Origin of the sequence: Olivibacter sp. 47 (assembly GCF_030372825.1) — a bacterium.
Lineage (GTDB): Bacteria > Bacteroidota > Bacteroidia > Sphingobacteriales > Sphingobacteriaceae > Olivibacter > Olivibacter oleidegradans.
On record NZ_JAUCNR010000001.1, the window covers coordinates 5,874,647 to 5,886,954 of the forward strand.

A 12,308-nucleotide genomic window follows, 5' to 3' on the forward strand; every position below is an offset into this window, starting at 1 on the left:
AATTGATCGGGGGATAACGAATAAGTAACAACTGGGTGCTGATAGCCGATGCAACTACAAATAAACGCCTTTTTTATCAATAAAGTCCAATACTTTATCCGGTAAAAAATACTTTACGCTTTTATGATCTTTTATGGCATTTCGAATAAAGGTGGATGATATTTCCATTAACGGCGTTTCGGTAAAAGTAATTCGGGGATGTTCCGCCCATTCGCCCGCATCATAACCAGGTCTTGGATACACATAAACGAAAAAATCACGTAAAATGATTTCGTAGTTTTTCCACTTCTTCAATGTAACTAGGTTGTCGGAACCCATAATTAAAACGAAATCTTTGGTAGGGTAACGTTCCTTGAGGTGGACTAAGGTGTCAATGGTATAGGAAGGTTGCGTAAGACGGAATTCAATATCACTTGCTCGTATGCGGTCTGTATTGTCAATGGCCAAGTTTACCATTTCCAATCGATCATACATATTCAGAAGGCTATCCTTCCTTTTTAGTGGGTTATGCGGTGAAACCACCAGCCACACCTCCGAAAGGTCGGTATAATTGGCCATGTAATTAGCAATAATTAAATGGCCAATATGAATAGGATTAAATGAACCAAAAAAAAGTCCTATTTTCTGCATTCCGTTAATCGCCTTATTTCAAAAAATCAAGCAATAATTCAGACGCCTCTTGGCACGCTTTGTCAAGATCGTCATTTTTTAGGATAACATCAAACTTCTCTGCATAAGCCAATTCTTTCCCGGCCTTTTCAATGCGCTCCTTAAGTTTCTCTTCTGTATCCGTTCCTCTTCCACGTAATCTTTCTACCAACACATCCAATGAAGGCGGCTGTACAAAAATTGCAAGCGCATTTTCGCCGAATTTTTTCTTTAAATGCAAGCCTCCAATGACGTCAATATCGAAGATAACCGCTTTTCCTTCCATCCAAATGCGTTCTATTTCAGCACGTAGTGTACCATAAAAAGTGCCGGAATATACCTCCTCGAATTCTACAAACTCCTTTTTTGCAATGCGGTGTAAGAACTCTTCTTTAGTGATGAAGTAATAATCCTTTCCATTCACTTCGCCATCACGGGGCTCTCTTGTGCTAGCAGAGATTGAAAAGGCAATCTTGTCATTAAATTTTTCCAGTAACCACTTTACTATTGTTGTTTTTCCAGCGCCTGAGGGTGCGGAGAAGATAATTAGCTTTCCTTCCATCCGGTAATGACAAGTTTATTCTATAAAATATTTAGTAATTGTTCCTTGATTTTTTCCAGCTCTTCCTTCATTTGAACAACCGTCTGCTGAATCTGTGCATTGTTTGCCTTCGATCCAAGCGTATTGATTTCACGTCCCATCTCCTGGGAGATAAAACCTAATTTTTTTCCATTTGCATCCGGTGCAGTCAGGATCTTACCAAAGTACTCGCAATGGCTTCGCAATCTGACCTTTTCCTCTGTTATATCTAACTTATCAATATAATAAATCAACTCTTGTTCGAAACGATTTTTATCAACATTTTCGCCGCCTACGGCCTCTTCCATATAATTACTGATACGTTCTCTGATTAATGGAATCCGAGCTACTTCTTGGCTTTCTACGGTTAATAGAAGCTCCAAAATGATTTGGTTTCGTTTAAAAAGATCATCTTTGAGAACTTTTCCTTCATCCGACCGGAATTGTTGGAATTTCTCCAATGCTAAATAAAATGTATCCAGCAAATCTTGCCATTCTTCTTCATCGGCAGCCTCTTCGGCGTAGCTTATGACCTCCGGCAAATTCAGTGCTAATTCGAATATATTTTCCGTAGGATCGCCAAGATCTGTTGCAATGGCTTTTAGTTGGTGATAGTAATTTTTCAACAAACCGCCATCAATGGTGGCCGCCTTCGCTGCGGCATCGGCATATTCGACGTTGACCGTTATATTGACCTTCCCCCGTTCAATCAGTTTAGTACACTCGTTACGAAGGAATAACTCTTTTTCAGAGAAAGTTTTAGGTAACTTCAGACTAAGTTCTAAATATTTTGAGTTTAGCGACTTAATTTCTACCGTATATTTCGCTTTGGCACTTTCTTTGGTCCCTAAACCAAATCCGGTCATTGATTTTATCATATGCAAACTTAGATAAAATGCTTGACATTTGCGAACATCAGGTAATGATATCGTTGTTCATCGTAGGTAATTAGCTAATGGGATCATAATGACGGGACAACTGTCGGCAACTGATAGTCACTAGCTAATTTAACATTTTTTAGCACTATTAATGCAAATGATTTGTTATGTTTACCGAGGAGAAGTATGGAGCGCAAAAAACACTTTAAAAGCATATATAACACCGTTCTGACACTATTTTTACTTAGTTTGGGCTCCTTGGTACACGCGCAGGAGACACTTGAGGGAATAGTTCTGGAGAAAGGCACCCCAAAGAGAGTCGCGGAAGCTACAATTACCAATAGAAGGACCTTGGAGAAAGCGATTTCAAACAGTGAGGGCGGTTTTGTCATTCCTGCTAAGGCTGGGGATACGCTTATAGTTACTAAGTATGCCTATTCATCAGAGTATTATCGTATTACCGATCCCAAAAATATTGTGGTAAGTTTAAATCCCACCATTGAATTGGAAACGGTCACTGTTACGGGCAAAACCAGAAAAGAAGAGCTTCAGGATATATTGGAGGATTACGAAAAGCAGACACCCTATGGGGCTCGCAAGCCTAAGGCATTGGCCTACTTCTTTAATCCATTAAGCGCTTTGTATGGTACTTTCAGTCGGTCAGCAAAGAATGCCAGAAGATTCAACAATTATGCGCAGAATGAAATAAAAGAGACTGAGGTCGATAAAAAATTCAATAAATATAATGTTGGCGAGATTACCGGTTTGCAGGGAGATGATCTCATGAATTTTATGTCGCTCTACCGTCCGAGTTACGAGCAGTGTAGGTACTGGAATGAGTACGATATTCGGGATTATCTAAAGGCGTCTCTGGAAAAATTTGAACGCGATGGTAGACCAAAGGCAGAAACCTTGCCGAAGATTCCAATTCCTGAACAACAACTCAATAAAAAGGAATACTAGTTCGTTTGCGAGAGCTGTTTGATTTGTCATTTTCAAACAGCTCTTCTCAGAGATTTAGTAGCCAAAAAGCGTTTTCAGATCAAGCTCTTGCACCGTCCCATATGCTGCGAGATCCGTGTTTTTCACACGTTCTCTGCTTCCTACGATGCAATATGAATAGGCCTTTCCCTTAAACTCACTACGATGAAAATACTGCAGGTCCGAAAAATTCATGTCTTTCACTTCATTATATACTTTCTTACGCATATCATAATCGACACCTAATCGCCGCGCATTTAAGAAAGAATAAATAATGCCATCTTCTGTAATACGGCTGGTTTCGAGCGACCTGAGTAACCCTTCTTTGCTGGTATTGAAGACTTTTTCAGAGGCAGGCAAATCGTGAAGCAGCTCGTTCATTCCTGATATAGCCTCCTTCAGTTTATCCGCCTGTGTGCCTACGTAAGCCAGAATACTGTAACGATCATCCTTCTTACTTGGAGAAGAGTAAACCGCATAGGTAGAATAGGCAAGTGCTTTAGATTCCCGAATCGTTTGAAAAACAATACCGCTCATCCCGCCACCAAAATAGTTATTAAAAAGTTGAATAACCGCCGTTTTATCCGGATCATACACATCAGAATTTCTGAACCAATCGATTTCAGCTTGCACCATATCATAATGTGCAAAATATACTTTTGATTCATTCTGCGTCGTCTTTTCGAACTTTACCGGAGCTGGATAAGCCTTTAGGGGACTGGCTGTAACATGCAAAGCGCTTAATTCACTGCTTAGCGATGCCGTACTCTTAGGGCCATAGTAGATAACCTGATGTTCGTAGTTTATCAGATCGTGCAAAATATCCGTTAATTCACTGGCTTGAACTGCTTCCAGTTCTTCATCTGTTAACACGTAATTAAATGGATTTTTTGCACCATACTGGGCGTAACTCACCAAGCCTTTTAAGATAGCACTTTTATCCAGTTTAGCATCCTCACGTGCTTTCTTCAGACGCGATTTTAAACGCTGCCAAGCTTGTTCATCCGGCTGGCAATTTTTCAATAAATCCTCCAGTAATTGAACCGCCTGTCCGAAATTCTCCTGTAAACCATCTAAGCTAATGGAGCTAACTTCCGAAGAAACGTTAACATCAAAGGATGATGCAATTTGATAAAAGGCCTTACTGATATCCTCTGCGCTTTTTGTCGATGTACCAATATATTGTAAATATTCGGCGGCAATGGGCAGTAATTTGTTGTGATAGCTACCCATTTCTAATCGATAGCTCAAGCGAAAAATATCGTTCGTTTTATTTTCCACCGACAAGAGCGTTAGCCCATTAATTCGGTCTCGATTAATATCTTTGCCGTAATCGATCCACATAGGAGCGACCGGTGTTTCCGGCATCTCATTCACTTGCTTCAAAAAAGCAGATTGAGCATCTCTGTTCACTTCAACCGGTGTAATTGCCGGTTTCTCAACTTTCTTTATACTTTTATCCTCCCCCTTCTTCTTATAGACAGCGACATAATTATTATTTAAATATTTCTTTGCGAAAAGCATGATGTCTTGCTTCGTGATTGTCGCCAGTGTACTATTATAAGCGACCATTCGTCGCCAATCTATATCCGATGTAAAGGCATCCATCAGGCTGCTTGCTCTGGATCTGTAGCTTTCGTTCGTCTCGATAGTATACTTTTTGGCGTTATTAAGGATGCCAATTAAAAGCTCATCAGAGAACATGCCTGTTTTGAGCTTTTCAATCTCGTCCAGCATCAGCTGTTTTACCTCGTCCAATGATTGACCTTTCATAGGCCTTCCTTGCAAGAGTAGCGTACTATAATCTTTGAGTACATAAGGAAAGGCTGCGGCAGAAAGCAGGCGTTGTTTTTTAACTAAATTGAGATCGAATAGACCTGCGTTACCATTGGTAAGAATGCTACCGATCAGCTCTAGTAATTGGGTGTCCTTACTCTGAGATCCCGGAAAGCGGTAGCCAATCATCACACTTTCAGGTGTTGGCCCAACCACTTCCTTAAGAATTGGTGTTACCATTTCCTTTTCAGGTTCAAAGTGGTAGGCCGGTACTTCTTTCTCCTTCATAAAGGAAAAGCCAGTATCGATTTTTTTATCACGAGATCGGGATTAAAATCTCCCGACATAATGATGGCCATATTATTGGGGACATAGTATGTTCGATAATAATCTCTGATTGCAATTAAAGAAGGATTCTTTAAATGTTCGATTGTCCCTATGGTTGTTTGCTTACCATAGCTGTTTGGAAATAGATTTTCAAACATGGATTCGAATACCTTAGTGCCATCATTATCCAAGCCCCTGTTCTTTTCTTCATAGACAGCCTCCAATTCGGTGTGAAAAATTCTGAAAATCGGATTCCGAAATCGCTCCGCCTGTACGGCTAAAAACTTATCGATGGACGAAGAGGGGATGTTTTCGATGTAAACGGTCTGTTCAAATGATGTAAAAGCGTTGCTCCCTTGCGAGCCCATGTTGGCCATCAACTTATCATATTCATTAGCGATAGCGAATTTTGCCGCTTCACCTGAAACTCGGTCAATTTCGGTATAAATCGCTTTTCGTTTCGCTGAGTCGGTTGTTGAATTATATTGCTCATATAATTTATCAATCTGGTTTAGCAAAGGCTGTTCTTTCGACCACGTTAAGGTTCCAAATTTGTCCGTACCTTTAAAGAGTAGATGCTCAAGATAGTGCGCTAAACCGGTATGGCTTGCCGGGTCCGTTTTACTTCCTGCTTTGACCGCTATATAGGTTTGAATTCGTGGTTCTTTCGTAGAAGGACTTAAAATTACGGTAAGACCGTTCTTTAAGGTATAAAATCTAGACTGCGTGGGGTCGTTTGTGACGTAACGGTAAGTATAACCGTCGCTAGTAGCGGTCTTCCATTCGTATGCCTGCTGCCCGAATAAAGTGCCTATGCCTATAAAAAGAAATAGAATGGATAGTATATTTGTATGTTTCATATGTGTGAAATTAACTTGGCCTAAAGTTAATGTTTTAAATCAAAAACTTTTTGGCACTTGGTTTGTATAACTTTTAACGTCATCAAAAAATATTAAAATGAGCATAAAAAAGAACATAGCTATTTTTGGTGTGGCACTGGCTACATCAAGTATGTTATTCACCAGCTGTAATACAGTTAAATCCATGAATAACACCCAAAAAGGTGCAGGTATAGGTGCCGTAGGTGGAGCAGGATTAGGTGCGCTTATTGGTAAAAAAGCAGGTAATACGGCTGTGGGAGCCATCATCGGTGGAGCTCTTGGTGGAGTGGCCGGTGGGCTGATTGGAAAGAAAATGGACAAACAGGCCGCAGAAATTGAGCGGACAGTAGACGGTGCGGAAGTCGTACAAGCAGGTGAAGGTATCATTGTCAAATTCGATTCAGGCATCTTATTCGGATTTGACCAAACAGCCTTAAAGCCGGAAGCCCAAACTAACATTAAGAACTTGGTTAAGTCGTTGAACGACAATCCTGATACCGATATTTTGATTATAGGTCACACTGACAACAAAGGAACAGCGGAGTATAATCAGGGACTATCGGAACGTAGGGCTGCCGCTGTAAAAAATTATGCAGTGGCACAAGGATTATCCTCTAGCCGGGCAAAGACAGAAGGAAAAAGCTTTAATGAGCCAATTGCTGATAATAGTACCGAAGCCGGACGCGCCCAGAATCGACGCGTAGAAATCGTAATTGTTGCTAACGAAAAGATGAAGGAAGAGGCGAAGCAGCAAAGTTCAATGTAGCCTAAAACATTCACTACATACTCAAGAGAGTAAGCGATTTTAAGCTTACTCTTTTTTTGTTTTAAAGGTATTCATAGAAGCTCAGCGCAAAGCTCCCCAGTTGTTCGGGCCTTTATGATCAAGCATAAAGAAAAGCTATAAAAATAGGCTAATAAAAACCTTTCTTTTTTAAAAGCGAAATTCCTGATGGAATTAGCAAGTGATATTTCAAAATCGGCCTATTCTGTTAACTTTGTATCCAACGATGGGAGGGGATAGAAAGTATCTTCTTACTAAGTCCAAGATTGAACGATAACGAATAAACATATTCCAATGAAACTTTTTTTGTTAGATGGTATGGCTCTGATATACCGGGCTCATTTCGCATTAAGTAAAAGTCCTCGCTTTACCTCTACAGGATTGAATACTTCCGCTATTATGGGCTTTACGAATACTTTATTGGAAGTACTAAAAAAGGAAAACCCATCGCACATGGCGGTCGTGTTTGATACCGAAGCGCCAACAGAGCGTCATACCTCTTTCGAGGCGTATAAAGCCCATCGGGAGGCTATGCCCGAAGATTTGGCAGCGGCTATTCCCTATATTTTTCGATTAATTGAAGGTTTCAATATTCCGGTGATTACCATGGACGGTTTTGAGGCCGATGATATTATTGGGACTTTGGCAAAAAAAGCAGAGCAAGCGGGTTTTGAAGTCTTTTGTATGACGCCTGACAAAGATTATGCACAGCTTGTAAGCGATCATATCAAAATTTACAAGCCTGCCCGTATGGGAAACGGACATGAAATACTGGGCGTAAAGGAAGTGTTAGAGAAGTGGGAAATCGAAAGAGTAGAGCAGGTAATCGATATCTTAGGTCTGTGGGGTGATGCGGTTGATAATATACCCGGCATCCCTGGAGTTGGCGAGAAAACAGCAAAAAAATTGATCCAGGATTTTGGATCGGTTGAGGGAATAATTGCCAATAGCGATCAATTGAAAGGAAAGCTAAAAGAAAATATCGAAACCTATGCTGAACAAGGACTTATTTCAAAAAAGCTGGCAACGATTATCCTCGATGTGCCTGTCGAATTTGAGGCTGAAACCTTGATGATAAGGGAGGCCAATAAAGATTTATTGGAGCCGTTATTTGCGGAATTGGAATTCAGAACATTGGGTAAGCGAGTGTTTGGAGAAGAGTTTAATGTCGTAGACAATAAAGTGTCTGCCGGTGGCCAAATGGATCTCTTCTCATCCGGAGAAAGCGCGGCGCCTGCACCTGAAGCAACAATATCGCCTGCTCCGGGAAACCATATCGGTAATACGGAGCATAGTTATACCTTCGTGGATAGCGAGGAAAAACTGAACGAATTGCTGGCACTTTTAGCGAGCCAGAAGTCTTTTTGTTTCGATACGGAAACCACCGGTACCGATGCTAATTGCTGCGAATTAGTTGGACTTAGCTTTTCGGTAGAAAAAGGCCAAGCGTGGTATGTACCCGCATCAGCGGATCAAAAAGAGGCTCATGCATTGGTTCAGCAATTTAAGCCTGTTTTCGAAAACCCTGCGATCGGTAAAATCGGACAAAATCTAAAGTTCGACATATTGGTTTTGAGCTGGTATGATGTGAAGGTTGCAGGTGAGCTTTTTGATACCATGTTGGCTCATTATCTCATTGATCCCGAGACTAGGCATGGAATGGACGTGTTATCGGAAAATTACTTGGGGTATACACCGGTGTCCATTACCACGTTAATCGGCCCAAAAGGCAAAGGGCAATTAAATATGCGCGATGTAGACCCTAAAACGGTTAGCGATTATGCCGCAGAGGATGCGGATATCACTTTACAGCTGAAAGAGATTTTTGAACCCATGCTTATTAAGGTTGAGGCTGATAAGCTGGCACATGAAGTCGAGTTTCCACTTGTACCGGTATTGGTAGATATGGAAAGGGTAGGCGTTCGGATCGATGTGAAGGCACTATCCGACTTCTCCTTGGCGATACAGAATGAAGTTCAAATACTGGAGGCAAGAATTTATGAGAAGGCAGGTGTGCCTTTTAATATTGCTTCCCCTAAACAGTTAGGAGAGGTCTTATTTGATAAATTGCAGCTTGATCCAAAAGCAAAGAAGACAAAGACAGGTCAATATCAAACGGGAGAGGATGTACTCATGGCGCTTGCCAATAAGAGTGACATTGTGCAGGATATACTGGAATATAGGCAGTTACAAAAGTTGCGATCAACTTATGTTGACGCGCTACCCCAGTTGATCAATACGAAAACCGGACGTGTACATACCTCTTATAATCAGGCGGTGGCCGCAACTGGAAGGTTAAGTTCAAACAACCCCAATCTTCAAAATATCCCGATTCGCACAGAGCGGGGAAGAGAAGTTCGGAAAGCTTTTATTGCACGTGATGACGATCATGTTATCCTTTCGGCGGATTATTCGCAGATTGAACTTCGCTTAATTGCAGAAATCAGTAAAGATGCCAATATGCTGGATGCTTTTGCAAAGGGCTTGGATATTCACACAGCGACAGCGGCCAAGGTGTACGGCGTAGGTTTGGAGGAAGTTACCGGTAATCAAAGGCGGAATGCAAAGGCGGTGAACTTCGGGATTATTTATGGGCAATCGGCATTTGGTCTGTCGCAAAGCTTAGGAATCCCGCGTCGGGAAGCAGCGGATATGATTGAACAATATTTTATTCAGTATCCGGGCATCCGTAATTATATGAATAATACCATCGCCTTTGCTAAAGAGCACGGTTATGTAGAAACGCTGTTAAAACGTCGACGTTACCTGAGGGACATTAATTCGGCCAACGCTACGGTACGAGGTTTTGCAGAGCGAAATGCGATCAATGCCCCTATACAAGGATCGGCCGCCGATTTGATTAAAATTGCGATGATTCACATTCATCAAGATATTCAGCAAGCTAATCTTAAAGGAAAAATGACAATGCAAGTACATGATGAATTGGTGTTTGACGTACCAAGGAATGAGGTTGCAGCGTTTAAGGAAATTATAGAAGCGCGTATGAAGGGAGCTTTAAAAACAGAAGTTCCCATTGTGGTGGAAATTGGTGAAGGGCAAAATTGGCTTGAAGCACACTAGAATGAAAATCAAACAAAAGAAAACGATTTTTAAAATGGGGCTGCTGCTGATCAGCAGTCTATTAATTGGGCCACGCTTAAGGGCGCAAACAGATAGTGCGGAAATTAAACCTATCTATTTTGAACAGTTGACGGACGGCACGACGCAGTTCTATTTCGATGAACATTATTTTCTGGTCGATAAATTTTGCCAATTTAAATCCATCGAGCGAGTGGGTAAATATAATATTTCGATCAAAAGCTTCGACGGTCCTTTTACCGATTACAATAACGATGGCAAAGTGATCCTGACAGGGAATTATTTCCAAGGCAAAAAAGAGGGTGTTTTCACGGCCTATTTTGCCAATGGACAGATAAAGTGGACAACTACCTTTAAAAATGGTAAGGCCGAGGGGGTCTCTCGCTATAATTATCCGGATGGCTTGCCGATGCTGGAAATTCTTTATAAAGAGGAGGGAGCTTTTGTCCAAAATTATTGGGATACCAAAAGACGTCAACGCGTGAAAGATGGAAATGGAAAATATGAGTTTTCGGTAAAGGCTGAGGGTTACAACGAATGTGGCTACACCTTTACCGACTATCAAGGGAACATTAAATCTGGAAAGCCGGATGGTAATTGGAATATTTTTCTGGTATATCCTAAAAATGAACGCGACTACGCAGGCTATGAGCGATTTGAAGAGGGCGTGTTTAAAGGAGGTTATGATGAAATTACCGGGGTTCCCTATAAGAACGGATCGCGGATACAGATCGGTCCCTCCTTGTTCTTCCTTCAGGCGGAAGGAATGGTCAGCAAGAATTGCACCATAGATGAGAACCAGGATTTTTCTATGTTCATGATGAAGAAACTAGAGGCCGCTTTCGCTATTTATGATTCTCGCGGGTTACTCACCGGACCTGCCAAGCTCGAAATAAAGGCGAGTGTTGGCAAAACAGGAAGTCTGCGCGAACTGGAGATCGTTAAGGGCTTAGCGGAGAAAGACGGCGATAAAATCATGGCTAATGCCTTACAGAATATCAGTTATTGGATTCCTTCTTACGGCGAGACTGACTATATCGATGATGTTTTCAATATTACTGTAGACGCAATGGTGGACGAGGAAAGTGGACGACTCCGCTTTTACAATTTACAAATACAGCGGGAAAAGGGAATATAACGTCAATTAGCTAATGTAATAATTAGCTAATTGATTGATTCTATGCGCAACTTGAGATGCTTGTGCACCTTATCTTTTTTACAAGGTTATCGATTCTCCGATTGCTAGCAAATGAAGGTTTAAACCGGCGGCAGCAAATTTTTGCTTGGCTTCTTCTTCATTGATTTTAATAGGAGGAAAGGTGTTATAGTGTATCCCGATAATATTCTTGCAATTAACAAAACCAGCGGCTTTAATGGCGTCATCCACGCCCATGGTATAATGGTCTCCGATGGGTAAAATGGCCCAATCCAATTGCTCATCCGCTAAGAGCTTCATCTCCAGCGTCAATGCCGTATCGCCTGCAAAATAGATTTTTTTATCGCCACTTTTGATGAGATATCCCGCGGCTACGCCTCCATATTGCTGATCCGGCGTGCCATTGGTATGTAGTGCATACACCATTTTGGCTGTACCAAAAGAGGTTTTTAGGGTACCGCCAAAATTGAACGCAATAATCTTGTCTTGGTTAATGCCTTGCCGACCTACCCAGGCAGCCGTTTCTACGATGGCAACGACAGTGGCATCCGAGTTTTTTTGAATGGCCGCTACATCTGCTACATGATCTTCATGTGCGTGGCTGAGCATAATATAGTCAGGCTTCAGCGTATTGATGTCTATATGTTTTGCTTGTTCATTTGGTGTAATAAAAGGATCGAACAATACATTGGCGCCAGCTAACTCCAAGGCAATCGTGGCATGTCCATAAAATGTTGCTTTCATGTGTTAAAAGTAAAAAGTTAAAAGTAAACCTGCATGCGGTAGGCAGGAAGTAAAAAAGCCTGCCTTCTGTAAAACTGCTCATTACCCGTTATGAGTTGATAGTCATAATTCTTAAAGCGTATAACTTACCACCCATAAGACAAACTATTGACCAAACATACCACCCAAGCCTCCCAACATGTCTTTGGTTGCGGCTTGCATTTCGGTCTGGCTTACATTTTCAGCTTGCTGAAGAGCCTTGTTGATAGCCACCACTAATAACTCTTCCACTTCCTCCAAATCAGCACCTTCGTGGAACGTTGGGTCTATTGTAATCGATTTAATTTCTTTATTGGCGGTTGCAATTACTTTAATCGCTCCTCCCTCCACTTCACCTGACACACTTATTGTGTCGAGGCGTTTTTTAATTTCTTCGGCCTTTTGCTGTGCCTGAAACAATTTATCGAACATATTC

At 41.4% G+C, this 12,308-nt stretch carries 11 protein-coding genes; 4 read left to right on the plus strand and 7 right to left on the minus strand.

From position 1 onward, the window contains the following. Positions 1-54 precede the first annotated feature (54 nt). Genes nadD through QT327_RS25445 form a run of 3 tightly spaced genes read right to left on the minus strand, consistent with a single transcriptional unit; the run spans position 55 to position 2,106 of the window. Positions 55-630, minus strand: a complete 576-nt coding sequence (gene nadD, locus QT327_RS25435) for a nicotinate (nicotinamide) nucleotide adenylyltransferase (RefSeq protein WP_130854513.1) — start codon at positions 628-630, stop codon at positions 55-57. A gap of 13 nt (positions 631-643) precedes the next feature. Beyond that, positions 644-1,210 carry a guanylate kinase gene (gene gmk / locus QT327_RS25440; RefSeq protein ID WP_013664802.1) on the minus strand — a complete coding sequence of 189 codons (567 nt, stop codon included), beginning with the start codon at positions 1,208-1,210 and terminating at the stop codon, positions 644-646. A 20-nt stretch (positions 1,211-1,230) separates the two neighbouring features. Then, entirely contained in the window at positions 1,231-2,106 is an 876-nt protein-coding gene (locus QT327_RS25445; protein ID WP_289554230.1) for a YicC/YloC family endoribonuclease, read from the minus strand. A gap of 186 nt (positions 2,107-2,292) precedes the next feature. Here QT327_RS25445 and QT327_RS25450 point away from each other — a divergent pair, with 186 nt between their 5' ends. Continuing rightward, entirely contained in the window at positions 2,293-3,069 is a 777-nt protein-coding gene (locus QT327_RS25450; protein ID WP_013664804.1) for a hypothetical protein, read from the plus strand. 54 nt (positions 3,070-3,123) lie between these two features. On the opposite strand, the gene QT327_RS25455 is transcribed toward QT327_RS25450, so the two are convergent. Both QT327_RS25455 and QT327_RS25460 read right to left on the minus strand, forming a co-directional pair. After that, entirely contained in the window at positions 3,124-5,151 is a 2,028-nt protein-coding gene (locus QT327_RS25455) for a M16 family metallopeptidase (protein WP_289554231.1), read from the minus strand. Next, positions 5,148-6,050 carry a M16 family metallopeptidase gene (locus tag QT327_RS25460; RefSeq protein WP_289554232.1) on the minus strand — a complete coding sequence of 301 codons (903 nt, stop codon included), beginning with the start codon at positions 6,048-6,050 and terminating at the stop codon, positions 5,148-5,150. The genes QT327_RS25455 and QT327_RS25460 overlap by 4 nt, the downstream gene beginning before the upstream one ends. Before the next feature lie 97 nt (positions 6,051-6,147). Here QT327_RS25460 and QT327_RS25465 point away from each other — a divergent pair, with 97 nt between their 5' ends. From QT327_RS25465 to QT327_RS25475, 3 genes are all read left to right on the plus strand, one after another. Beyond that, positions 6,148-6,837, plus strand: a complete 690-nt coding sequence (locus QT327_RS25465; RefSeq protein ID WP_013664806.1) for a YiaD family glycine zipper/OmpA-like lipoprotein — start codon at positions 6,148-6,150, stop codon at positions 6,835-6,837. A gap of 312 nt (positions 6,838-7,149) precedes the next feature. Beyond that, positions 7,150-9,936 carry a DNA polymerase I gene (gene polA / locus QT327_RS25470; protein ID WP_289554233.1) on the plus strand — a complete coding sequence of 929 codons (2,787 nt, stop codon included), beginning with the start codon at positions 7,150-7,152 and terminating at the stop codon, positions 9,934-9,936. Position 9,937: 1 nt separating this feature from the next. After that, positions 9,938-11,092, plus strand: a complete 1,155-nt coding sequence (locus QT327_RS25475) for a toxin-antitoxin system YwqK family antitoxin (RefSeq protein ID WP_289554234.1) — start codon at positions 9,938-9,940, stop codon at positions 11,090-11,092. A 78-nt stretch (positions 11,093-11,170) separates the two neighbouring features. Here QT327_RS25475 and QT327_RS25480 read toward each other — a convergent pair whose 3' ends face one another. After that, positions 11,171-11,854 (minus strand): metal-dependent hydrolase, encoded by a 684-nt coding sequence (locus tag QT327_RS25480; RefSeq protein WP_289554235.1) that lies wholly within the window; start codon positions 11,852-11,854, stop codon positions 11,171-11,173. Positions 11,855-11,998: 144 nt separating this feature from the next. Then, positions 11,999-12,304, minus strand: coding sequence for a YbaB/EbfC family nucleoid-associated protein (locus QT327_RS25485; RefSeq protein WP_013664810.1), 306 nt, complete (start codon positions 12,302-12,304; stop codon positions 11,999-12,001). Between the last annotated feature and the right edge of the window lie 4 nt (positions 12,305-12,308).

Bases quoted from the DNA above. Each gene is read 5' to 3' on its own strand.
- QT327_RS25450 (WP_013664804.1), top strand. From the start codon at position 2,293: ATGGAGCGCAAAAAACACTTTAAAAGCATATATAACACCGTTCTGACA.
- QT327_RS25445 (WP_289554230.1), bottom strand. From the start codon at position 2,106: ATGATAAAATCAATGACCGGATTTGGTTTAGGGACCAAAGAAAGTGCC.
- QT327_RS25455 (WP_289554231.1), bottom strand. From the start codon at position 5,151: ATGAAGGAGAAAGAAGTACCGGCCTACCACTTTGAACCTGAAAAGGAA.
- gmk (WP_013664802.1), bottom strand. From the start codon at position 1,210: ATGGAAGGAAAGCTAATTATCTTCTCCGCACCCTCAGGCGCTGGAAAA.
- nadD (WP_130854513.1), bottom strand. From the start codon at position 630: ATGCAGAAAATAGGACTTTTTTTTGGTTCATTTAATCCTATTCATATT.
- QT327_RS25475 (WP_289554234.1), top strand. From the start codon at position 9,938: ATGAAAATCAAACAAAAGAAAACGATTTTTAAAATGGGGCTGCTGCTG.
- QT327_RS25480 (WP_289554235.1), bottom strand. From the start codon at position 11,854: ATGAAAGCAACATTTTATGGACATGCCACGATTGCCTTGGAGTTAGCT.
- QT327_RS25485 (WP_013664810.1), bottom strand. From the start codon at position 12,304: ATGTTCGATAAATTGTTTCAGGCACAGCAAAAGGCCGAAGAAATTAAA.
- QT327_RS25460 (WP_289554232.1), bottom strand. From the start codon at position 6,050: ATGAAACATACAAATATACTATCCATTCTATTTCTTTTTATAGGCATA.
- polA (WP_289554233.1), top strand. From the start codon at position 7,150: ATGAAACTTTTTTTGTTAGATGGTATGGCTCTGATATACCGGGCTCAT.
- QT327_RS25465 (WP_013664806.1), top strand. From the start codon at position 6,148: ATGAGCATAAAAAAGAACATAGCTATTTTTGGTGTGGCACTGGCTACA.